Here is a 22322-nt window from a genome sequence, read left to right as displayed (position 1 = left end):
GTAGGGCGGTCGGGGCGGTCGGGGCGGCTCAGTCGGCGTCCGGCCAGTACAGGCGCATGGGGTTGTCGACCAGGAGCGCCTGCCGGAGCGCGGGCGTCGGCGCGATGTGCGGGATGAAGTCGACGAGCAGGCCGTCGTCGGGCATGTGGTCGGTGAGGTTCGGGTGCGGCCAGTCGGTGCCCCACAGCACCCGGTCGGGGAACTCCTCGACCACCCGCCGGGCGAACGGGACGACGTCCCGGTAGGCCCGCCGCTCGCCGTCCAGGGCCGCGGGGCCGCTCAGTGACAGCCGCTCCGGGCAGCTCACCTTGCACCAGATGTCGTCCCTGGCCCGCATGAAGTCGAGGAACGCCTCGAACTCCGGGCCCTCCGGGTCCTTGCCGACGTCGGGCCTGCCCAGGTGGTCGACGACCAGCGGCACCGGGACCGACAGGAGGAACTCGCGCAGGCCGGCGAGGTCGCCGGCCTCGAAGTAGACGACGACGTGCCAGCCGAACGGCCTGATCCGCTCGACGACGTCCCACAGGTCCTGCTGCGGGGCCGCGTCGACGAGCCGCTTGACGAAGTTGAACCGCACACCGCGGACACCCGCTTCGTGCAGGTCCCGCAGCTCCGCTGCGGAGGTGCCGGGGCGTACGGTCGCCACGCCGCGGGCCAGGCCCCCCGAAGCCCGCAGGGCGTCGACCATGGCACTGTTGTCGGCTCCGTGGCAGGTCGCCTGGACCACCACGTTCCGGGCGAAGCCCAGGTGGTCGCGCAGGGCGAAGAGCTGGTCCTTGGAGGCGTCACAGGGGGTGTACTTGCGCTCGGGCGCGTACGGGAACTCCGCCCCGGGGCCGAAGACGTGGCAGTGCGCGTCGACGGCGCCCTCGGGCAGCCGGAACTGCGGGCGGCTCGGGCCCGCGTACCAGTCCAGCCAGCCGGGGGTCTTCTCGAACTCGGTGGTCGGGTCGGTGTCCATGTCTCAGTCCTCGTACCGCAGTCCGAGCTCGGCCAGCGGGCCGCGCATGCCGTAGATGTCCAGACCGAGCTCGCCCGCGCGGAACCGCGCGCGCTTGCCCTCCTCGCCCGCCTCCCGCCGGGCCGCGGCCTCGGCGACCTCGGCGGCCCGTTCACGCGGTACCACGACGACGCCGTCGACGTCGGCCACGACCACGTCGCCCGGGCGCACCAGGGCGTTGCCGCAGACCACCGGAACGTTGACCGAGCCGAGCGTGGCCTTGACCGTGCCCTTGGCGTTGACCGCCCGGGAGAAGACCGGGAAGTCCATCCCCTCCAGGTCGGCCACGTCGCGCACGCCGCCGTCGATGACCAGTCCGTGGCAGCCGCGGGCCCGGAAGGAGGTGGCCAGCAGCTCGCCGAAGAAGCCGTCCTCGCTCTCGGTCGTGCAGGCCGCGACGACCACGTCGCCCGGGCGGATCTGCTCCGCGGCGACGTGGAGCATCCAGTTGTCTCCGGGTTGCAGCAGCACCGTCACGGCCGTACCGCACAGGCGCGCCTTCGGGTAGACCGGGCGCAGGTAGGGGCGCATCAGGCCGGTCCGGCCCATGGCCTCGTGGACGGTCGCCACGCCGTACGCCGACAGGGCGGCGACGGCGTCGGGGTCGGCGCGGGTGACCGCCGTGTGGACGACGCCGATCTCGGTGTGTTCCATGCCTTCTTCTCCTCGGGTCAGCGGCCGGCGGCGGCGAGTCGTGCGGCGAGTCGGGGGTAGGCGCGAAGGGCGTTGCCGGCGTACACGTCGGCCCGCTCCCGGTCGGAGAGGTTCGCGGTCGCGTCCACGTACCGCTTCGTGTCGTCGAAGTGGTGGCCGGTGCGGGGGTCGACCTCGCGCACCGCGCCGATCATCTCGCTGGCGAACAGGAGGGACCTGCTGGGGATCACCCGGGTCAGCAGGTCGATGCCCGCCTGGTGGTACACGCAGGTGTCGAAGAGGACGTTGTCCAGCAGCGCCTCGGGATCGGGCCTTCCCAGTGCCATCGCCAGGCCGCGGAAGCGGCCCCAGTGGTAGGGCACCGCCCCGCCGCCGTGCGGGATCACGAACCGCAGCGTCGGGAAGTCGGCGAACAGGTCGCCCTGGACCAGCTGCATGAACGCCGTCGTGTCGGCGTTGAGGTAGTGGGCGCCGGTGGTGTGGAACGCCGGGTTGCAGGACGTGCTGACGTGGATCATGGCGGGGATGTCGTACTCGACCATCGCCTCGTAGAGCGGGTACCAGCTGCGGTCGGTCAGCGGCGGCGCGGTCCACCGGCCGCCGGACGGATCGGGGTTGAGGTTGACCGCCACCGCGCCCAGCTCCTCCACCGCACGGCGCAGTTCGGGCAGGCAGGTCGCGGGATCGACGCCCGGCGACTGCGGCAGCATCGCGCCCACCGCGAAGCGGTCGGGGTAGAGCGCGCCGACCCGGTGGACCAGGTCGTTGCAGATCCGCGCCCACACCGAGGAGACCTCGAAGTCGCCGATGTGGTGCGCCATGAAGCTGGCGCGCGGCGAGAAGACCGTCAGGTCGCTGCCGCGCTCGTCCATGAGCCTCAGCTGGTTGCCCTCGATCGCCTGGCGCAGGTCGTCGTCGGTGATGACCAGCCGGTCGGGGTCGGGCGCGTTGTCGGGGTCGCCGACGCTCGCGACCTGCCGGTCCCGCCACTGCGCCAACTGCGCGGGTGCGGTGGTGAAGTGACCGTGGCAGTCGATGATCATGCGTTCTCTCCTGGTGAGCGTCTGGTGGTGACCGTCCGGGGCTTGTCCGGGGCCTGTCCGGGCCTTGTCCGGCGAAGGTCCGCCGACCGGCCCTGAGGTCAGTGCCGGGCGCTGGTGGGCCAGCCGGTGTACTGCTCGGCGAGATAGGTGCGTCCGGCGCGGGTGCCCACCACGTTGTCCAGCTCGCCGAGTTGACGCCGAAGGTCGTACGCCGTGCCGCCGGGCGCGGTGTGCAGCAGCTGGGTCATCCAGGAGGAGAAGTTCTGCGCCCGCCACACCCGCCGCAGGGCGCGCGGCTGGTAGTCGTCCAGGGCGGTGTCCCCTTCGGGGCCGAGGGCCCGTCGCAGGACGTCGGCGAGGACCTTCACGTCGTGGAGCGCGAGGTTGAGGCCGCGTGCCCCGGTCGGCGGGACGGTGTGCGCGGCGTCTCCCGCGAGCGCCAGCGAGCCCCAGCGCATCGGCTCCTGCACGAAGGAGCGGAACCGCAGCACCGTCTTCTCCAGGACGGCGCCCTCCTTCAGGCGGAAGCCGTCCCGACCGGCCACCCTGGCCTGCAGGGTCTCCCAGATGCGGTCGTCCGGCCAGGCGCCGACGGACTCGTCCGGACCGCACTGGAAGTACATCCGCTGCACGGTCTCGGTGCGCCGGCTGATCAGGGCGAACCCGTGCTCGGAGTGGGCGTAGATCAGCTCGGGGGCGCTCATCGGGGCCTCGGCCAGGATGCCGAACCAGGCGAAGGGGTACTCCTTGCCGTAGCGCACGCGCCGGTGCTCGGGCACCAGGTCGCGGCACATGCTGCGTGACCCGTCGGCGCCGACGACGTACCGGGCCCGGATCTCGTGGCGGGTCCCGTCGGCCGCCGTGCAACGGACCCTCGGCGCCTCGGTGGTGACATCAAGGACCTCGGTGTCGCCGACGCCGAAGAGGACCGTTCCGCCGTCCCGGTCGCGTGCGTCGGCCAGGTCGACGAACACCTCGGTCTGCGGGTACAACCAGACCGACGCGCCGACGAGCTCCTTGAAGTCGATCCGGTGCGCCCCGCCGGCGAACCGCAGCTCCACGCCCTCGTGCTCGTCCCCCTCGCGCAGGATCCGGCCGGAAACCCCGGTGTCGACCAGGTCCCGGGCCACGTCGGCTTCCAGGATGCCGGCGCGCTGCGTCGTCTCGATCTCGTGCCGGGTACGGGTGTCGACCACGACCGTCTCGATCCCGGCGCGTCCGAGCAGGTGAGCGAGCATCAGGCCGGCGGGGCCGGCCCCCACGACGGCGACGGGTACCGAAGTGACGGTGTCGATGGCATCGGCCATGGCGTCTCCTGAACGACTGCGGTCTCGGACACCCCGAACGCTGGCATCCGGGGCCGCGAGCAGTCAGCAGGGTTTCCGCCAGGCGGAAGCGCTCTCGGCGTCAGGCCGTCGTACGGGTCCGCCGTCCGAGCTCCTCGGAGATGCCGGACGCGGCCCGCAGCAGCGGTTCGCGCAGCCCGCGGGCGCGGCCCGCGCCGCGCGCCGCGATGACGATCCCCAACGCGGCACTCACCGGCCCGGTCCGGCCGATCCGCACCGGCGCGGCCACCGCGACCGTGGTCTCGGAGAGCTGCCGGTCACTGACGACGACCTGCTCGCGGCGGATGCGGTCCAGCTGCGCCCGCAGCGCCTTCGGATCGGTCAGGGTGTGTGCGGTCCAGGCCTGCAACGGTGCTTCGAGAACGGCCTCCTGGATGTCCCGCGGTGCGTGCGCCAGTAGCACGCGGCCCATCCCGGTGGCGCTGACGGGGAAACGCGCACCGACCATCGTCACCAGCTCGACCGATCGGTGCCCGGCGATCCGTTCCACGAAGACGAGCTCGGTGCCCTCGCGCACGGCGAGCTGGACGTTCTCGTGCGTGGCCTCGTAGAGGTCCTGCATGAAGGGCAGCGCCACGTCGCGCAGGATCTGGGTGCGGGGGCACCCCGACGCGATCTCCCACAGCCACAGCCCGACGTGCCAGGAGCCGTCCTCCGCCCGTTCGAGCGCGCCCCAGTCGGCCAGCTCCCGCACCACGCGGTGCGTGGTGCTCAGGGCCAGACCGGTGCGCTGAGCGATCTCCGACAGGGTCTGTGACCGGTGCTCACGATCGAAGGTCGACAGGACCTGGAGAACCTTTCCGGCCGCGGTACCAGGAGTTGCGCTCATCCGCTCAGTCTCGCAGACCGGTCGGGTGCCCCTGTCGGACTGCCCACTCGTGGGCCGTAGCATCGGCCGGACACAAGGAGGCGACGTGCACCGAGAGATTTCCGGACTGTCCTCGATGGCGACCCGGGCGGTCCTGGCCGAACTTTCCGAACACATCCGACGGGTCCACGGGATCCCGGTCCGCTTCGAGTCGGCCGGCGGGGTCGACATCGCACGGCGGGTCCGCGCCGGCGCCGAGGCCGACGTCCTCGTGCTCGCCGACGACGCCATGGCCGCCCTCGCCACCGAGGGCCACCTCCTCGACGGCACGCTGCGACCGTTGTGGATCTCCCAGGTCGTCGCCGCCGTACCCGAGGGAGCACCGGCCCCGGCGCTCGCCTCGGAGGCCGACCTGCGGGAGGTCCTGCTGACCGCGAAGCGGGTCGCCCACTCCACCGGCCCGAGCGGGAAGGCCGTCGTCGACCTGATCGACCGGCTCGGCCTCGCCGAAGCGGTGCGAGGCCGGCTCGTCCAGGCACCGCCCGGGACACCGGTCGGCAGCATGCTCGCCTCCGGCGACGCCGACCTCGCGTTCCAACAGCACAGCGAACTGATGGACCTGCCGGGCGTCACCGTCCTCGGGCCGTTGCCGGGCAGCACCGCGATCAGTTCGACCTTCACCGGCGCCGTGCCGGCGACGTCCTCCGCACCGGACCGCGCCACCGCGGTCCTCGACCTCCTCGGCTCCGACACCGCCACGAAGGCCGCCCACGCCAAGGGCATGCGGGCCGCCGGCGACCACAACTGACGGATCTGCAGGTCAGGACAGGATGCTGCCGGGCCTGGGCCGGGCGGGCCGAGGACGGCGGTACGACGAATTCCGTCCGGCCGTATCCATCCGGGCGGTTGGCTCGTTGGGCGACCGGGTGATCGCAGGAGGCTGCTGACGGCAACGCTGGTGCCCGCGAACTGCCCGGCCGGGGCCGTGCCTCGGCCGCGGCGGAGTTGCACTGCAGGTAGCAGCGGGAGGAGTCATCGTGTTGCAGATGCCCGTCGGAGACGTGGAGATCGAACCCGGAAGCATTCTCGAATGGCGGATGGCCGCCACGACGTCGGGCGGCTCCGGCGAGCCCGGGCAGCAGCGGGAAAGCACGACGTACAACCAGGTGAAACATTTCGCCGCGGCGCAGAGCGCCCGCATCGCGAACGACACGATCTCCACCTACGTGGCCGGCACCTTCGAGATCCCCGGCGCGGTGGACCGGTCGGCGCTGGAGTCGGCGCTCCTGCACTTCGTGCGGCGGCACGAGGTGCTGCGCTGCACCTTCCAGCAGCTCGCCGGCGACCTGTCCTGCGACGTCCTCGAACCGGACGACGTCAAACTGGAGGCCGTCGACCGGGGGCGCGTCGACTCCCGCACCGAACTCCGGGAATTCCTGGGCGAGTTCTTCCAGAGCGTCGACACCCTGTCCTGGCCGCTCATCCTGATGGGCGCAGTGCTCAGGGAGGAGTCCACCACGGTGTTCTTCGCCTGCGACCACATCGTCACCGACGGACTGTCGACCCCCATCGCCATCAACGACATCGCCACCGCCTACGCGGCGTTCGCGCGGGATCGTCGACCGGAGCTTCCCGAGACGGGGAGCTACCTGGCCTACAGCCGCGAACAGCGCCGCCGCAACGAGTCGATGGACGTCGAGGACGGCAGGCTGGACCACTGGAAGGCGTTCGTCGCGCGCAGTGGCACCTTCTTCCCGCGGTTCCCCCTGGACCTCGGCGTCGAGCCGGGCCGCATGTACCCGACGGTCAACGAGACGGGGATGCTGCTCGCGAGCGGTGAGGTGGAAGCGCTCGAAGCCCGTTGCCGGGCCGTGGAGGGACGACTGTTCATGGGCCTGCTGGCCGCCGTGGGGGTGTCCCTCAGGAAGGAGGGCGGGCCGGAGGTCTACCGGGGGTTCATGCCGGTCAGCGAGCGCGATCACGGCCCTTACGCCCACACCATGGGCTGGTTCGTCAACACGATGCCCATCGAGTTCTCGGTCGCGGAGGGCACGGAGGTCGCGGAGGGCACGGAGGGCACGGAGACCCAGGGGGGCAGGGCCTTCACGAAGGTCCTCGACAACGTGCGGTTCGCCGCCACCGAGATGCGACGGAACACCACCGATGTGCCCTTCGTGAAGGCCTGGCATCTGCTGGCTCCCGCGGAGCACGCCGACCTCCGCCACTGGCCGTACGCCGTGAACTTCTTCTCCTACCTCGACTTCAGGAAGTCGCCGGGCTCGCAGCACCACGCCGCGCGGAAGGCCACGACACACGTCTGGGCCTCGCGCAGCAACGGCATCTCCTTCTGGTTCCACCGCAACGACGCCGGACTGTTCGTGAACTCCATCTCCGTGGACACGCCCCAGGCGCGTCACACCAGGTCCGCACTCCGGCGCACGCTGACGCGGACGCTGGAGAGCATGGCGCGCTCCGGAACGTTCTGACCGGCCCGCCGAACGGAGGCCTGCGGGCCGTGCGTCGCATCCGGGACGGGCACGGCGTGCAGGGCGTCCAGGAGGGCGGCCTGACGCTCCGTCAGCTTTCCTGCGGTGCGGGCGGCGGCCTGTTTGCGCAGCCAGGCGCCGGGGCGGAAGGCCGGGTCCTCGCCGAGGCCGGTGCGGTTGACGGGGCCGGTGAGGGTGCCGCCGGCCTCCAGGTAGGCGAGCAGGCGGCGGTAGGAGCGGTTCCAGTCCGGTTCCAGGCGCCACAGTTCGTCGAGCGCGTCCAGCTTGGCGGTCTGCTCGGCGGTGAGGTGTTCGGCCCGGCGCTGGCGGCGCATCCAGGCGCCCACCGCGTAGTCGTCCAGCTTCGCCGTGGCGGGGATCGCCAGGTGGCCGTGGGTGCGGTGGAAGGCGGTGGCGTAGGCGTGGCCGCGTTCCCAGGCGTTGGCGTTCTTCGACCAGATCATGCCGAGCGCGTCCAGTTCGCCGACCCGGGCGGGGTCGAGCAGGCCCTGGCCGTGCAGGTGGCGCTGGCGGGCGAGCCAGGAGATCAGGCCCGGGTGCGTCGCCTTGTCGGTGGGGTCGAGGTGGCCGTGCTCGATGTGGAAGACCGCGGCGACGGCGTGCATGCGCTGCCACTCGCTCGCCCGCGGGTTGAAGGCGCGCAGTTTGACGGTCTGCAGGATCTGCGCGGTGTGCCGGCGGGCGTCGATCCGCAGCCAGTCGGCCGGTGACTCCTGCGGGGGCGCGGGCTGCTGTTCGGCGTCGGCGGCCGGTGCCGGAGCGGTGGGCTGGGGCTGGGCGCGGTGGGCGCGCAGTTCGGTGATCCGGCCGACCACCCGGGCGTCGTGCGCGGCCAGCGCCCGCAGGACCCGCCAGATGGTGCGGAAGGAGGAGGCCTCGATCTCGCCGTCCGCCTCCGCCTTGACCGCCTCCCCGGCGTCGCGGACCTCGGCCGGGTCGGCGGCCGCCGTCTCGTCGCCGGCGCCGTCGTCACCGACCGCGGGGGCGGGCAGGTGGACCGGGATGATGATCCAGCTGACCTTGCCCTGCCGGTAGGACTGGCGCAGCGCCCGCCCCACCGCCTGCACGATGTCGATGACGCTCGACTTGGGGTCGGCGAAGCAGACCGCGTCCACGGCCGCGATGTCGATGCCCTCGGACAGCAGCCGGGAGTTGGCCAGGATGCCGCACTCCTCGCCCTCCTCGCCGGGGCGATCGCCGGTGTGGGCCCTGAACTCGGCGAAGGCGGCCCGGCGTTCGCGCAGCCGATCGGTGCCGGCCACCGCCTTCGCCCAGATCCGCTCCGGGCGGTCCTGCTCGTCCAGCAGGTCGGCCGCCGCCGGCAGGGTGGCGGCGAACTCGCGGGCGGCGGCGACCCGGGAGTGGAAGGTGATGACCCGGCGCAGCCGGAGGTCGGCGACCGCGCGCAGCACGGCGATCTGCAGGGCCAGGCGCAGCAGTTCCTCGTTGCTTCGCTGGGTGCGCAGGTCGGCGACGGCGGGGAGGTTGAGCAGGTCGCGCAGGTCCTCGTCCGTCACCACCGGGACCAGGACGCGGTAGTCGGCGAGGTAGCCGTGCTCGATGCCCTGGCCGAGGGTCCAGGTGGAGACGGTGGGGCCGAAGATCCGATCGTCGTCCATCGAGCACAGCTCGGGCAGGGCGCCCCCGGTGAGGTCGGCCAGGTCGGCCAGGCCTTCCTGCGCCCGCCGGTCGTCCGCGATCCGCGGGGTCGCCGTGAAGTAGAGCCGCCGTACGGCCGGGACCTGGTCGTCGGCGTGCACGGCGGCCCACGCCTTGCCCTGCGCCCCGGCCGTACGGTGCGCCTCGTCGACCACGACCAGGTCCCACGCCGGGAGGCCGTACAGCAGGTGGGCCTGGACGATCCGCTCCAGCGAGGCGTACGTCGCGTACACGGTGACCGGCTCGCCGGGCCCGGCCGCCCGCACCAGGTCGGCGATCCGTACGGCCTGCGTGGACACCTCGGCCCGTACCCGGCCGCCCGCCTCGGCGCTCTCCAGTGCCTCCTCACGCGAACACGCCGCCACCGCCAGCCCCTTGCGCCCGCCCTTCAGCGCCCATGCCTCGGCCGTCTGCTCCAGCAGCTCGATCGTCGGCACCAGCACCAGCACCCGCCCCCGGGCGGCCAGCCGCCGGGCGCAGCCCGCCGCGATCAGCGTCTTGCCGGAGCCGGTCGCCGCCACCACCGTCGCCCGCCCGCCGTCCTTCACCGCGCGCACCGCGGCTGCCACCGCGTCCTTCTGGAACCCGTGCAGCGGCAGCGGGTTGAGGATGCGGCCCGGCTGCGCCAGGACCGGCGGCCCCGCGTCGGGGCGGGTCGGCCCGTCCTGCGCGGCGGTGGTGCTCGTGCTCTCCACGGCGGTGGCTCTCCTTCAACAGGTCCCTCCGGCACCCGCATCGAACCACATCGACGGAGGCTGCCCGCCCGCGCATGGACCACCCCGGACCGGGCACACGCGTGTCCGAACATCCGCACCGCACGAACAACGAAAGGGACGATCCCCATGCTTGCTCTCGTCCTCGTTCTCCTGCTCGTCCTGGTCCTGGGCGGGGCCGGCTTCGCCCTCCACGTGCTGTGGTGGGTCGCGCTGGCCGTCCTGGTGCTCTGGCTCCTCGGCTTCGCGTTCTCGGGCGGCCGTGGCGGTGGCCGACGGTGGTACCGCTGGTGACGCTCGCAGCGGGCCCGGGCCGGTCGCGCGCCCGGGCCCGTGGGCGCACCCGTGACTCAATGCAGCACGGACTCAGTGCAGTACGGACTCAGTGCAGCACGGACTCAGTGCAGCAGGACCGCAAGCAGCTCCGCCAGCGTCGGGCCCGCGTCGGCCGGGTGGCGGAGCTGCTTGCTCGCGATCACGTGGTAGTGGTTGGCGCGGCCCCGGCGCTCGTGGCTCAGGTACCCGGCCTGTTCGAGGTCGGCGATGATCCGCTGCACGGCCCGTTCGGTGAGCAGGCAGCGCGCCGCGATGTCGCGGACCCTGACGCCCGGATCCCGGGCGATCTGCACCAGCACCCGGGCGTGGTTGGTCAGGAAGGTCCACTGCCGGGTGGCCGTCGGGCGGTCGTCCATGACCTCAGGATATGGCCGCCGCTTCAGCGGGTCTCCGTCGTCGTTCACAGGTGGCGTCCTTCCCCTGCCTGGCCCGGCTCAGCCCTCCAGGGCGTTCGCGATCCGGTGCAGCACGCCGCCGCCGGGCGGGTGGCGCGGCGCCGTCTCGCGCACGGCCTGCATCCGCTCGCCGAGCTCGACGAGCTCCTTGCGGCCGAGGGCGGCCCGGATCGGCGGGAACCAGTCGCCCTCCTCCTGTTCCATGTGCCGCCCGACGGCGTCGATCAGGACGACGGTCTTGGCGTCGTAGCCCTCGTCGTCGGGGGTCATCCGGCTCAGCTCCTCGCACAGCATGTCGGCGACGTGGTGCTCCTCCTTGGCGCGGTCCATGTCCTCGGCGAGGTCGGGGATCTCCTGGCGGACCCTGGGGTAGAACAGCTCGTTCTCCAGGTAGGTGTGGACGGTCAGCGCCTCGACGATCTGTTCGACCGTCTCGCGCCGTGCCTGGTCACCACCCTGCCCGTCGCCTTCGGCGAGCCCCTGGTAGGCGCGGAACAGGCGGCGGATCTCCTTGTGGTCCTCCCGCAGCAGGACGATGGCGTCGTGGGACATCGTGCGTCTCCTCCGTGACGAACCCCCGCGTGACGAATCCCCGCCCGTCCCGGCGTGTCCCCGACCGGCCCCGGCCCAAACGCCGGGGGCGGCTTCCCGGCGCAATCGTCCACCGGTCCCCACGCTCCCGGCCAGGACCCGCGGCACACGGCTCCGGCCCCCACGTGACGTGGGGGCCGGAGCCGTGTGCCGGGCTCGTCCAGGTGGGGCGGGTGACGGGTGGCGGGGCTCAACCGGGGGTGATCCGACCGCGCCAGCCGCCTTCCTCGCGGCCCCGCTCCTCCATGAAGTCCTTGAAGCGCCGCAGGTCGCCCTTCACCCGGCGGTCGACGATGCCCATCATGTCGCCGGCCTTCTCGGCCATGCCCTCGGGCCGGAAGTCGATCGCCATGTTGATGCGGGTGCGCCGGTCGTCGAGGCGCTGGAAGGTGACGACGCCCTTCTGCTCCACGTCGCCGTCCGTGGTGCGCCAGGCGATCCGCTCGTCGGGCAGCTGGTCGACGATCTCGGTGTCGAACTCGCGGGTGACGCCGCCGATCGTGGTCCGCCAGTGGTTGTGACGGTCGTCCAGCTGGGTCACCGAGTCGACACCCTCCATGAACCGCGGGAACTCCTCGAACTGCGTCCACTGGTTGTACGCGGAGTGCAGCGGGACGTCGACGTCGACGGATTCCTTCACGGTGCTCATCTGGGGTCTCCTCTCCGGTTGCGGCCGGGTCGCTCCCGGCCGACCGCGCGTCTGCCCGTCCGGTGGCGCCGTAACCATCCGCACACCATCCGATCGGGGCCGGGCGGCCGCGTCACGGTGCCTGGACGTCCGCCGCCGGCGGCTCCGGCTCCTCGTCGTCGCCGTCGCCGTCGCCGTCCTGCTGGTCCTCGGCCTTGGCCCGGACGTCCGCCGGGGTGGGCGCGGTGATCTCCCGCACCTCTGCGGACCGTTCCCGCGCCTGCTCGTCGCCTCGTAGCGCGTCCTCGTCGGGGGTCTTCATCTCATCGTCCTCTCACGGGGTGCGCCTCCTCCCTGAGCGGAGGAGCCACGGGGCGGCTGCCCCGCTCCGCTGCTTCCACACACCACCCGGCCCGGGCCCGCCCCCGCGCGGCGAGGTTTCGCCGCGCGCCACCCGGTTAGCCGCTCCGGCGGGGGATCCGTCGAGGAACCGAGGCTTGCCATGACCGCGTTCGGCTACTTCCTGTCCTGCGAGGAGTTCACCCCCGCCCAGCTGGTCGAGCAGGCCCGCATGGCGCAGCAGGCCGGCTTCACCCGGCTGGCGATCTCCGACCACTTCCACCCGTGGAACGACGCCCAGGGCAGCAGCCCGTTCGTGTGGGGCGTGATCGGTGCGCTGTCGCAGGTGACCGACCTGCCGGTGACCACGCTGGTGACGTGTCCGACCGTACGGCTCCACCCGGCCGTCACCGCCCAGGCGGCGGCCACCGCGGACGTGCAGCTGGAGGGCGGACTGCGGCTGGGGGTGGGCACCGGCGAGGCGCTCAACGAGCACGTGCTGGGCGACCGCTGGCCGCCGTTCGACGTGCGGGCGGACATGCTGGAGGAGGCCGTCGCGGTGATGCGCGAGCTGTTCACCGGCGGGCTGGTCAACCACGGGGGCGCGCACTACACGGTCGAGAACGCCCGGCTCTACACGCCGCCGAAGCGGGGCCGCCTGCCCGTGTACGTCTCGGCGTTCGGCCCGAAGGCGGCCGAGCGGGCGGCGGGGTTCGCCGACGGGCTGGTCACCATGAGTCCGGACACCGAGCTGATCGGGCGCTACCGGGCGGCGGGCGGCGGCGGGCCGGTGCTGGGCGGGGTGAAGGTCTGCTGGTCGCCGGACCGCGAGCGGGCGGTCAAGACCGTCGACCGGCTGTGGCCGAGCGAGCTGCTGCCCGGCGAGCTCGCCCAGGTGCTGCCCACGCCGCGGCACTTCGAGCAGGCGACCGCGCTGGTCACGGAGGAGATGGTGGCGCAGGCGGTCACCTGCGGGGACGACCCGCAGCAACACGCCGACCGGCTGCGCAGCTACGTCGGGGCGGGCTTCGACGAGGTGTACGTGGGCCAGATCGGCCAGGAGCAGGAGGGGTTCTTCGACTTCTACCGCGAGCAGATCCTGCCGCAGATGGCCTGACCGCAAGGGAGCCCGGCATGACCGCCTTCCCCCCGTGGAGCCTGCGCGAGTACGCCCTCCTCGCCGACGGCGAGCGCGGCGCGCTGGTGGGCCCGTGCGGCGAGGTCGCCTGGCTGTGCGCGCCGCGCTGGGACGACGAGCCGCTGTTCGCCGGGCTGATCGGCGGCAGCGGGGTGTACGCGGTCACACCGGTGGGCCGGTTCGTGCCCGGCGGCGCGTACGAGGAGGGCGGGCTGGTGCGGCGCAGCCGGTGGGTCACCGGGAGCGGTGTGGTGGAGTGCCGGGAGGCGCTGGCCCTGCCCGCGGATCCGCACCGGCTGGTGCTGCTGCGGCGGTTGACCGCCGACTACGGGCCGGCCCGGCTGCGGGTGGTCCTGGAGCCGGGGACGGGCTTCGGGCCGGGCCGCGTCCGTGCTCCCCGCCGGACGGCGCACGGCTGGACGCTGCGCGCCGGCCGGCTGCGGCTGCGCTGGACGGGCGCCGACACCGCCCGCCCGGGCCCCGCCGCCGGGCGGCTGGCGGCGGAGGTCGTCCTGGAGCCGGGCGAGCGACTGGACCTCGTCCTGGAGGTGTCCGACCGGCGCCCGGACGGGCCGCCGCCGGACCCGGAGCGCTGCTGGCGCGCGACCGAGCGCGCCTGGCGGGAGGCCGTGCCGGAGCTCGGGCACACCCTGGACGGGCGCGACGCCCGGTTCTCCTACGCGGTGCTGCGCGGGCTCACCTCGCCCGCCACCGGGGGCATGGTCGCCGCGGCGACCACCAGCCTGCCCGAGCGGGCCGAGGCCGGGCGCAACTACGACTACCGCTACGTCTGGATCCGCGACCAGTGCCTGGCCGGGCAGGGCGTCGCCGCGTGCGGGCCGTACCCGCTCCTCGACGAGGCCGTACGGTTCACCACCGCCCGGCTCGCCGAGCACGGCCCGCAGCTCTCCCCCGCCTACACGGTGAGCGGCGGGCGGGTACCGGACCAGCACACCGTCGACCTGCCCGGCTACCCGGGCGGGCATGACCAGGTCGGCAACCGGATCTCCCGACAGTTCCAACTGGACGTCTTCGGCGAGGCGTTGCTGCTGTTCGCGGCGGCCGCCCGGCACGACCGCCTGGACCCGGACGCCCGGGCCGCCGTGCGCACCGCCGCCGACGCGATCGCCCGGCGGTGGCGCCGGCCGGACGCCGGCATCTGGGAGCTGGAGGACCGGGCGTGGACGCACAGCCGCCTGGTCTGCGCCGCCGGGCTGCGCGCGATCGCCCGGCCACGGGCGGCCGGCCCGGCCGACGTGCCGGACGGTCTGGCGGCGGACTGGAGCGCGCTGGCCGACCGCCTGTTGGCCCACACCTCCCGGCACGCCCTGCACCCCTCCGGCCGGTGGCAGCGCTCCCCCACCGACCCGGCACCCGACCTGGCCCTGCTGCTCCCCCCGGTCCGCGGTTTCCCGGCCCCCGACGACCCCCGTACGGTCGCCACCCTGCGCGCCTGCCGCGAGCAGCTGACGGTCGGCCATGTCGCCTACCGCTTCCGCCACGACGAGCGCCCCCTGGCCGAGGCCGAGGGCGCGTTCGTCCTGTGCGGCTTCCTGCTGGCCCTGGCCGAACACCAGCAGGGCCACGCCGTCGAGGCCGCCCGCTGGTTCGAGACCACCCGCGGCCTGTGCGGCTCGGCCGGCCTCTTCTCGGAGGAGTACGACCTGGCCCAGCGCCAGCAACGCGGCAACCTGCCCCAGGCGTTCGTGCACGCCGTGTTGCTGGAGTGCGCAGCCCGCCTGGCCACCCCGGCGCCCGGTTGAGCGGGCTTGCGGTCAACTGAGCGGCCTGGCCCGGCGGTTGACGCGCCTGCGGTCAGTCGACGGGCACCGGAGGTCGCACCAGACCGTCTTGCCGCGGGCCAGGGGGTACCAGCCCCAGTGCTGGGCGAGACGGGTGAGCAGGAAGAGGCCGAGGCCGCCGGCTTCCTGCACGTCGTGGGGCGGACGGGGTCGCGGGGGGCGGGGGCTGGTGTCGGTGACCTCGATGCGCAGGTGGCCGGTTTCGCGGAGCAGCAGCAGGGCGCCCGGGCCGTGGGTGTGGCGTACGGCGTTGCCGACGAGTTCGGAGACGAGCAGGACGGCGTCGGCGACCACCAGGGGGTCGCCGACGTCGGCGAGGAAGTCGGCGGTGAGGGCGCGTGCCTCGGCGACGGCACCAGGCCTGGCGGAGAACGGCAGCCACCGCGCCAACGGGCCCCGGGGCGGCGGACGCACGGAGGACGTTCTCGTCCCGTTCACGTGCTCGCACCTCCCTGGTGGCCTCGTCGGCCTCGGTGGCTTCGGTGACTTCGGTGGCTTCGCCTCAGCAGCCTCAGTGGCCGAACAGGTGCAGGTGCCGGCCCCGAGTGGGCCTGGTGGGCTCGACGGGGGCGCCGACGTCGCGGTCGCCCTGTTCGGCGGCCCGCTCCTGCGGCGGGGCGAGCACCTGCTCGTCCTGCGGCTCGACGGCTGCCGCCCGGCGGGCGCGCCCGGCGGGCCGGACAGGACGGGCGAGGTACCGGGTGCGGCGGCCCCTCGCCAGCAGGGCCAGGCCCAGGCAGAAGACCAGGGCGAGGCCCACGCCGGACAGGAAGATGCCCAGGGTGTCCATCGTCGCCAGGTCGTTGCCCAGGACCGTCACCTGGTAGTCGGGCCCGCCGGAGAGGTTGTCCGCGATCAGCAGCCCGGTGAAGGCACCGGACGCCGTCAAAAGCAAGAGTCCCAGCAGCAACATGAGGTTCCCCTTCCGTCCCGTGTTCGTCCCGCCCCCGTCGGATCGCGCCTACCCGGGCCGGGCCGGCCCTAACGGCCGTAACGGCCGTATCGGCCGTATCGGCCCCGCCAGCCCCGACGGCCTCAGTCGACCTGGACGGCGATCAGGCAGGTGTCGTCCTCGGTGTCGGCGGGGCTGAGTTCCAGGAGCCGGTCGAGGTAGTCCTCCAGGTCGGGGCCGGGTGCTCCGGCGGCGCGGATGAGCTGGTCGACGGAGTCCTCGACGGGGCGGTCCCGGCGTTCGACCAGGCCGTCGGTGTAGAGGAGCAGGACGTCGCCGGGGGCGAGGTGGGCGGTGTGCTCCTCGTAGCGGGCGTCCTCCAGGGCGCCGAGGAGGACGCCGTGCGGCATCGGCAGCACTTCGGCGCTCCCGGCGGCGAGGCGGATCGGCGGGAGGTGGCCGGCCCGGGCCCAGCGCAGTGCGCCGCCGGCCGGGTCGAGCAGGACGCAGACGGCGGTGGCGGTGACCTGGCCGGGTTCGCGCAGGGCGACCGTGTTGGCCCATTCCAGCAGCCGGCCCGGGCCGGCGCCGGTGACGGCGAGGCCGCGCAGCGCGTGCCGCAGCGCGACCATGCCGGTGGCCGCGCCGACACCGTGTCCGGCCACGTCCCCGACCGCGAGCAGGACCCGCTTGTCGGGCAGGAGCAGAACGTCGTACCAGTCGCCGCCGACCCGGTCGCGCTTGGCGGCGGGTCGGTAGCGGGCGGCGGCGTGCAGGCCGGTGGCGCCGAGCGGGGGTGGCGCGGTGGGCAGGATGGCCTGCTGGAGCCGCAGCGCCAGCCGCTCGCTCTCGGCGGTCTCCTGTTCGCTGTCGGCGAGCCGTTCCCGGGTGGCACCGAGGGCGACCTCCGTCCAGTGCTGGGCGGACACGTCGTGGTAGGCGCCGCGCACGGCGATGAGCCGGCCGTGGGTGTCGAGGACGGGTTCGGCGATCACCCGGGTGTAGCGGTGGGTGCCGTCCGGCCGGGCCAGCCGGAAGACGGCGGAGGCGGTCCGGTGCCGGTGGCGGACGGTGTCCAGCAGGCGCCGGATCGCGGGTTCGTCGTCGGGGTGGGTGTGCCGGGCGAGCCGGTCCAGTGGGACGGGCGCCGCGTCGGGCGCCAGCCCGTACAGCTCGTGCAGGCCCTCGCTCCAGCGGATCCGGCCGTCGGCGAGCTGTTCCTCGAACCCGGCGACCCGGGCTAGCCGCTGCGCCTGGCGCAACAGGGTGCTCTGCTCGTCGCCTCTGGCCATGAGGCTCTCCGGCTGCCAGCTGACCAGCAGCCGGCCGCCGAGCGGCGCGACGGCGAGCAGGACGGTGTCGGGGCCGGCGAATTCGCCGTCCTTGAAGACCAGCCGCACGTGCTCGCCGACGAGTGGGATCCCGGTCGTGTGCACCCGCAGCAGCCGGTCGAGGAGGCCGGTGGCGCAGGCGACGGGGTAGGTCTCCAGCAGCGAGGCGCCTTCCAGGGCTTCCCGGGGGCGGCCGCGCGGGTCGCGGAACCGCGCGTTGACCCGCAGCAGCGTGAAGTCGGCGACCCGTCCTTCGCGCAGGACGGGCTCCAGCAGCAGGGCGGGGGTGAGCAGCGCGTCCACCAGGGCGGCGGCCTCGTCGGCCGACGCGGGCGGCGGCGTCGAGGCCTGGCCGTGGGGGTGGCTGTCGGCGAGGAGGGTCGCGCAGAGGTCGGCGACGGCGCCCAACCGGCGGCGCTCGGGCCCGCCCAGGTCGGGGCCTGGTGCGGGCCACAGGATCTCCAGGGCGCCCCGGCAGCGGCCGTCGCCGAGCAGCGGGAGGACGGCCCGGGCCGATCCGGTGCCGACCGAGGGGCCGACCGTCCGCGGGTCGCCGGGCCACAGGTCCGTCCCGTCCTCGACGGCCCGCTGCGCCGGGGTGGCGACGCCGGGCGGGACGCGGCTCCAGGCCGCGGCCTCGGCGGCGGACAGCCCGATGTGGGCGGCGAGGGCCAGCGCCCCGCCCGGCAGGCGCTGCCAGACCGCGACGGCGTGGGCGCCGTGGGCCGGCCCCGCCTGGTCGAAGACGGTGTCGACGGCGTGCTGCAGGTCCTCGACGGCGGCGAGCGCGGGAGTCACGGCCGGTGTCACGTCCTGTGTCACGGCCGGTGCCGGCTCCTGCGCAGCGTCCGGCGGCGCACCCGGTACGGGCGGTGGCGCGGCGGACTGCCCGGCGATGTCGGCGGCCAGCGCGGCCACCGGCACGCCGGCCTCCCGGGCGAGCCGGGCGAGGCGGGCGGCGGCCTCGGCGGGCAGCAGGCCGAGGCGTTCGGCCAGGATGCCGGTGGCGAGGTCGACGACGGCGCGGGTACGGGCCTCGGCGTGCTGCTGCGCGGCCGCGCGCTGCAGGCGGCGGACGGTGTCCGCCAGGGCCCGCGCGGTCGCGTCCGGGGGCTCGTGCGCGGCGCCCTCGTGCGCTCCGCTCATGGCGCGTCCAGCCAGTGCCGCACCCGGTCGAGCAGGAGCGGGACGTCGACCGGCTTGGTGACGTGGTCGTCGGCGCCGGCCGCGAGGCTCTTGTCGCGGTCGCCGGGCATCGCCTGGGCGGTGACGACGACCACCGGCAGGTGGGCGAAGCGCTCGTCGGCGCGGATGGCGGCGATCGCGGCGTGACCGTCGAGGCCGGGCATCATGACGTCCATCAGGACGAGGTCGGTCTCGGGGCGGGTGCGGAGCAGGTCGAGCCCGGCGCGGCCGTCGGCCGCGTGCAGGACGGTGAGGCCGCGCTCTTCGAGGGCCGCGGCCAGTGCGAAGACGTTGCGGGCGTCGTCGTCGATGATCAGCACGGTGCGCCCGGCGAGGGCGGGGTCGACGGGCACGGCAGGCATGACGGCGGGCACGGCGGGCGCTACGGTCGGCACGAGCGGCCGCGCCCCGTCCAGCGGCAGGTAGAGCGTGAAGCGGCTGCCCTGCCCGGTGGTGGAGCTGACGGTGATGGTGCCGCCGAGCAACCGGGCGAGTTCACGGCTGATCGACAGCCCGAGGCCGGTGCCGCCGTAGCGGCGGCTGGTGGTGCCGTCGGCCTGCTGGAAGGCGCCGAAGATGGTGTCGAGGTGGGCGAGGTCGATGCCGATGCCGGTGTCCTCGATGTGGAAGGCGACCGCCGCGGGCGTCCGGCCGAGTTCGGGCGGCAGGTCCGGGGCTTCGACACGCTGGACCCGCAGTTCGACGCGCCCGGTGTCGGTGAACTTGACGGCGTTGGAGAGCAGGTTGCGCAGTACCTGGCGCAGCCGTGCCTGGTCGGTGACGAGCTCCTCCGGTACGGCCCGGTCGACGACGATCTCGAAGGTGAGGCCCTTCTGGTCGGCGAGCGGTTCGAAGGCCGACTCGACGTAGTCGAGCAGGTCGCGGGTGGCGAAGGGTTCGGGGGTGAGCTCCATCTTCCCGGCCTCGACCTTGGAGAGGTCGAGGATGTCGTTGATCAGCTGGAGCAGGTCGGCTCCGGCGGAGTGGATGACGCCCGCGTACTCGACCTGTTTGGGGGTGAGGTTGCCGGTGCCGTTCTCGGCGAGCAGCCGGGCGAGGATGAGCAGGCTGTTGAGCGGGGTGCGCAGTTCGTGGCTCATGTTGGCCAGGAACTCGGACTTGTACATCGAGGTGAGGCTCAACTGCCGGGCGCGTTCCTCCAGTTCCTGGCGGGCCTGTTCGATCTCCAGGTTCTTCGCCTCGATGTCCCGGTTGCGGTCGGCCAACAGGGCCGCCTTCTCCTCCAGTTCGGCGTTGGAGCGCCGCAGCTCCTCCTGCCCGGCCTGCAACTCCTCGGAGCGGGACTGGAGTTCGGCGGTGAGGCGCTGGGACTCGCCGAGCAGTTCGTCGGTGCGGGCGTTGGCGAGCAGGGTGCCGATGTTGACGCCGCATGCTTCGGTGAACTGTTCCAGGAAGTCGCGGTGGACCTGGGTGAAGGGGTGTACGGAGGCGAACTCCATGACGCCGAGCAGCCATTCCTCCAGGGCGATCGGCAGGATCACCAGCGAGCGGGCGTCGGTGGAGCCCGTCCCGGAGGCGATGGTGGCGTAGCCGGGCGGCAGGTCGTCGACGGCGATGGTCCGTCGGGTGCGGGCGGCCTGGCCGACCAGGGTCTCCCCCGTCCGCAGCCGCCGGCGCTCCCCCGCCGAACCCGAAGGCCCGGCCGACCCCGGCGCCCCCACCGACCCGGCCTCCCCCGCCGACCCGGCCGGGCGGCCGTAGGCGCTGATCAGCGCAAGCTCCGTACCGCCGCTCTCGCCCTCCTCGGCGAGGAAGAACGCGCCGTACTGGGCGCCGACCAGCGGTGTCAGCTCGTCGGTGATCATCTCGGCGACGGCCCGGATGTCCCGGCGGCCCTGGATGGCGGCGGAGAAGTGGGCGAGGTTGGTCTTCAGCCAGTCCTGTTCCTGGTTGGCGAGGGTGGTGTCGCGCAGGGAGCCGACCATGGCGTTGATGTTGTCCTTGAGGTCGGCGACCTCCCCGGAGGCGTCGACGGTGATCGAGCGGGTCAGGTCTCCGGCGGCGACGGCGCTGGTGACCTCGGCGATCGCGCGGACCTGCCGGGTGAGGTTGCCGGCGAGCTCGTTGACGTTCTCGGTGAGCCGCTTCCAGGTGCCGGAGACACCCTCGACCCGGGCCTGTCCGCCGAGGCGCCCCTCGCTGCCGACCTCCCGGGCCACCCGGGTGACCTCGGCGGCGAACGAACTCAGCTGCTCCACCATGGTGTTGACGGTGGTCTTCAGCTCCAGGATCTCCCCGCGCGCGTCCACGTCGATCTTGCGGCTGAGGTCGCCCTCGGCGACGGCCGTGGTGACCTGGGCGATGTTGCGGACCTGGCTGGTGAGGTTGTGCGCCATGAAGTTGACGTTGTCGGTGAGGTCCTTCCACGTCCCGGCGACGTTGGGCACCCGGGCCTGGCCGCCGAGGATGCCCTCGGTGCCGACCTCCCGGGCGACCCGGGTCACCTCGTCGGCGAAGACCGACAGGGTGTCCACCATGGTGTTGATCGCCGCCGCGAGGGCGGCCACCTCGCCCTTGGCCTCCACCGTGATCTTCCGGGACAGGTCGCCGCGGGCGACCGCGGTGGCCACCTCGGACATCGAGCGGACCTGGCCGGTGAGGTTGTCCGCCATCACGTTGACGTTGTCGGTGAGGTCCTTCCACGTCCCGGACACGCCCCGGACGGTGGCCTGGCCGCCCAGGTTCCCGGCCGTGCCGACCTCCCGGGCCACCCGGGTCACCTCGTCGGCGAACGCGGACAGCTGGTCGACCATCGTGTTGATGGTCTCCTTGAGCTCCAGGATCTCCCCGCGCGCGTCCACCCGGATCTTCTGGGTGAGGTCGCCCTCCGCGACGGCGGTGGTCACCTCGGCGATCGCGCGGACCTGCCGGGTGAGGTTGTCCGCCATGACGTTGACGGACTCGGTGAGGTCGCGCCAGGTGCCGGAGACGTCCCGGACGTCCGCCTGCCCGCCGAGCCGGCCGTCGGTGCCGACCTCCCGGGCCACCCTGGTCACCTCGGCCGCGAAGGAGCCGAGCTGGTCGACCATGGTGTTGATGGTCGTCTTGAGCTCCAGGATCTCGCCGCGCGCGGTGACCGAGACCTTCTGGGTGAGGTCGCCCCCGGCGACCGCCGTGGCGACCTCGGCGATGGCGCGGACCTGGGCGGTGAGGTTGCCCGCCATGAAGTTCACCGAGTCGGTGAGGTCCCGCCAGGTGCCGGCCACGGCGGGGACGCGGGCCTGGCCGCCCAGGCGGCCCTCGGTGCCGACCTCCCGGGCCACCCTGGTCACCTCGTCGGCGAACGCGGACAGCTGGTCGACCATCGTGTTCACGGTGTTCTTGAGCTCCAGGATCTCGCCGCGGGCGTCCACCTCGATCTTCTGGGTGAGGTCCCCCTTGGCGACGGCCGTGGTCACCTGGGCGATGTTGCGCACCTGCCAGGTCAGGTTGCCCGCCATCGCGTTCACCGAGTCGGTCAGCTCCAGCCAGGTCCCGGCCGCGTCCGGTACCTGGGCCTGGCCGCCCAGGCGTCCGTCGGTGCCGACCTCCCGGGCCACCCGCGTCACCTCGGAGGTGACCCGCGCCAGCTGGTCGGCCATGCCGTTGAAGACCGTGGCGATCTCGCCGTGCAGGCCGGGCCGGTCGGCGGTGAGCCGGGTACGGAAGTCGCCGTCGCGCACCGCCGTCAGCCCGGCGAGCAGCTGCCGCAGCGCCTGCTCGGCCGGGTCCGCCTGGTGCGCCTCGTCGGCCTGGTGCGCCCGGCCCCGCTGCTCCGACGGGCCTGCCGGCTGCACGCCGGAGACCGGGTGCTCGTCCATGCGTCTCACCGTCCGGATCGGCCGCACGGTCGGAGTGTGCCGACGGGCCACCCCGGCCCGAGGGCGGCGGGGACCGCCCTGCTCCTACTGTGCCACCGCCGCGTGAAGGACGACAGACTTAGCAGGTGTCGGCC

At 73.5% G+C, this 22322-nt stretch carries 19 protein-coding genes; 5 read left to right on the top strand and 14 right to left on the bottom strand.

The window, feature by feature from the left end:
- Positions 1 to 28 precede the first annotated feature (28 nt).
- The 5 genes from CRP52_RS33980 to CRP52_RS33960 all read right to left on the bottom strand — a co-directional run bounded on the left by CRP52_RS33980 (position 29) and on the right by CRP52_RS33960 (position 4872).
- Complete coding sequence (locus CRP52_RS33980; RefSeq protein ID WP_097240686.1) at positions 29 to 961, bottom strand: amidohydrolase family protein; 933 nt, start codon at positions 959 to 961, stop codon at positions 29 to 31.
- Positions 962 to 964: 3 nt separating this feature from the next.
- Positions 965 to 1654, bottom strand: a complete 690-nt coding sequence (ligK, locus tag CRP52_RS33975) for a 4-carboxy-4-hydroxy-2-oxoadipate aldolase/oxaloacetate decarboxylase (protein ID WP_097240685.1) — start codon at positions 1652 to 1654, stop codon at positions 965 to 967.
- Positions 1655 to 1671: 17 nt separating this feature from the next.
- Positions 1672 to 2697: an amidohydrolase family protein gene (locus CRP52_RS33970; RefSeq protein ID WP_097240684.1), complete on the bottom strand. Its 1026-nt coding sequence runs from the start codon at positions 2695 to 2697 to the stop codon at positions 1672 to 1674.
- A 98-nt stretch (positions 2698 to 2795) separates the two neighbouring features.
- Entirely contained in the window at positions 2796 to 4004 is a 1209-nt protein-coding gene (locus CRP52_RS33965; RefSeq protein WP_097240683.1) for a 4-hydroxybenzoate 3-monooxygenase, read from the bottom strand.
- Between the two features lie 100 nt (positions 4005 to 4104).
- Positions 4105 to 4872 (bottom strand): IclR family transcriptional regulator, encoded by a 768-nt coding sequence (locus tag CRP52_RS33960; protein ID WP_097240682.1) that lies wholly within the window; start codon positions 4870 to 4872, stop codon positions 4105 to 4107.
- An 85-nt stretch (positions 4873 to 4957) separates the two neighbouring features.
- Here CRP52_RS33960 and CRP52_RS33955 point away from each other — a divergent pair, with 85 nt between their 5' ends.
- Together CRP52_RS33955 and CRP52_RS33950 are read left to right on the top strand one after the other, a co-directional pair.
- Positions 4958 to 5659 (top strand): substrate-binding domain-containing protein, encoded by a 702-nt coding sequence (locus CRP52_RS33955; protein WP_257033188.1) that lies wholly within the window; start codon positions 4958 to 4960, stop codon positions 5657 to 5659.
- A 238-nt stretch (positions 5660 to 5897) separates the two neighbouring features.
- The gene (locus CRP52_RS33950) at positions 5898 to 7337 is read left to right on the top strand and encodes a condensation domain-containing protein (protein WP_218893211.1); all 1440 of its coding nucleotides are present in this window, start codon (positions 5898 to 5900) and stop codon (positions 7335 to 7337) included.
- Here the strand turns inward: CRP52_RS33950 and CRP52_RS33945 are convergent.
- Positions 7265 to 9712, bottom strand: coding sequence for a DEAD/DEAH box helicase (locus tag CRP52_RS33945; protein WP_097240679.1), 2448 nt, complete (start codon positions 9710 to 9712; stop codon positions 7265 to 7267). The genes CRP52_RS33950 and CRP52_RS33945 overlap by 73 nt on opposite strands.
- Positions 9713 to 9859: 147 nt before the next feature.
- On the opposite strand from CRP52_RS33945, the gene CRP52_RS33940 reads away from it, so the two are divergent.
- Positions 9860 to 10024, top strand: a complete 165-nt coding sequence (locus CRP52_RS33940; RefSeq protein ID WP_097240678.1) for a hydrophobic protein — start codon at positions 9860 to 9862, stop codon at positions 10022 to 10024.
- A gap of 104 nt (positions 10025 to 10128) precedes the next feature.
- Here CRP52_RS33940 and CRP52_RS33935 read toward each other — a convergent pair whose 3' ends face one another.
- From CRP52_RS33935 to CRP52_RS33920, 4 genes are all read right to left on the bottom strand, one after another.
- A complete protein-coding gene (locus tag CRP52_RS33935) occupies positions 10129 to 10422 on the bottom strand; it encodes a helix-turn-helix transcriptional regulator (RefSeq protein WP_097240677.1) in 294 nt (97 codons plus the stop codon).
- A 78-nt stretch (positions 10423 to 10500) separates the two neighbouring features.
- Positions 10501 to 11013, bottom strand: coding sequence for a hemerythrin domain-containing protein (locus tag CRP52_RS33930; RefSeq protein ID WP_097240676.1), 513 nt, complete (start codon positions 11011 to 11013; stop codon positions 10501 to 10503).
- 229 nt (positions 11014 to 11242) lie between these two features.
- A complete protein-coding gene (locus tag CRP52_RS33925) occupies positions 11243 to 11701 on the bottom strand; it encodes an SRPBCC family protein (protein ID WP_097240675.1) in 459 nt (152 codons plus the stop codon).
- A 112-nt stretch (positions 11702 to 11813) separates the two neighbouring features.
- On the bottom strand, positions 11814 to 12002 hold the full coding sequence (locus tag CRP52_RS33920) for a hypothetical protein (protein WP_097240674.1): 189 nt from the start codon (positions 12000 to 12002) through the stop codon (positions 11814 to 11816).
- A gap of 180 nt (positions 12003 to 12182) precedes the next feature.
- Between CRP52_RS33920 and CRP52_RS33915 the strand changes: the two genes are divergently transcribed.
- Together CRP52_RS33915 and CRP52_RS33910 are read left to right on the top strand one after the other, a co-directional pair.
- A complete protein-coding gene (locus tag CRP52_RS33915) occupies positions 12183 to 13136 on the top strand; it encodes a TIGR03557 family F420-dependent LLM class oxidoreductase (RefSeq protein WP_097240673.1) in 954 nt (317 codons plus the stop codon).
- Between the two features lie 17 nt (positions 13137 to 13153).
- Positions 13154 to 14920, top strand: coding sequence for a glycoside hydrolase family 15 protein (locus CRP52_RS33910; RefSeq protein ID WP_097240672.1), 1767 nt, complete (start codon positions 13154 to 13156; stop codon positions 14918 to 14920).
- A gap of 12 nt (positions 14921 to 14932) precedes the next feature.
- On the opposite strand, the gene CRP52_RS38710 is transcribed toward CRP52_RS33910, so the two are convergent.
- The 4 genes from CRP52_RS38710 to CRP52_RS33890 all read right to left on the bottom strand — a co-directional run bounded on the left by CRP52_RS38710 (position 14933) and on the right by CRP52_RS33890 (position 22080).
- Entirely contained in the window at positions 14933 to 15373 is a 441-nt protein-coding gene (locus tag CRP52_RS38710; RefSeq protein WP_179853115.1) for an ATP-binding protein, read from the bottom strand.
- A gap of 97 nt (positions 15374 to 15470) precedes the next feature.
- Positions 15471 to 15872, bottom strand: a complete 402-nt coding sequence (locus CRP52_RS38705) for a hypothetical protein (protein ID WP_179853114.1) — start codon at positions 15870 to 15872, stop codon at positions 15471 to 15473.
- 122 nt (positions 15873 to 15994) lie between these two features.
- A complete protein-coding gene (locus CRP52_RS33895) occupies positions 15995 to 18328 on the bottom strand; it encodes a SpoIIE family protein phosphatase (RefSeq protein ID WP_097240670.1) in 2334 nt (777 codons plus the stop codon).
- A complete protein-coding gene (locus CRP52_RS33890) occupies positions 18325 to 22080 on the bottom strand; it encodes a HAMP domain-containing protein (protein ID WP_441349069.1) in 3756 nt (1251 codons plus the stop codon). The genes CRP52_RS33895 and CRP52_RS33890 overlap by 4 nt, the downstream gene beginning before the upstream one ends.
- Positions 22081 to 22322: the final 242 nt, after the last annotated feature.

Origin of the sequence: Streptomyces sp. 1331.2 (genome assembly GCF_900199205.1) — a bacterium.
In the GTDB taxonomy this organism is placed as follows: Bacteria; Actinomycetota; Actinomycetes; order Streptomycetales; family Streptomycetaceae; genus Kitasatospora.
This window is presented reverse-complemented; position numbering and strand designations above follow the sequence as displayed.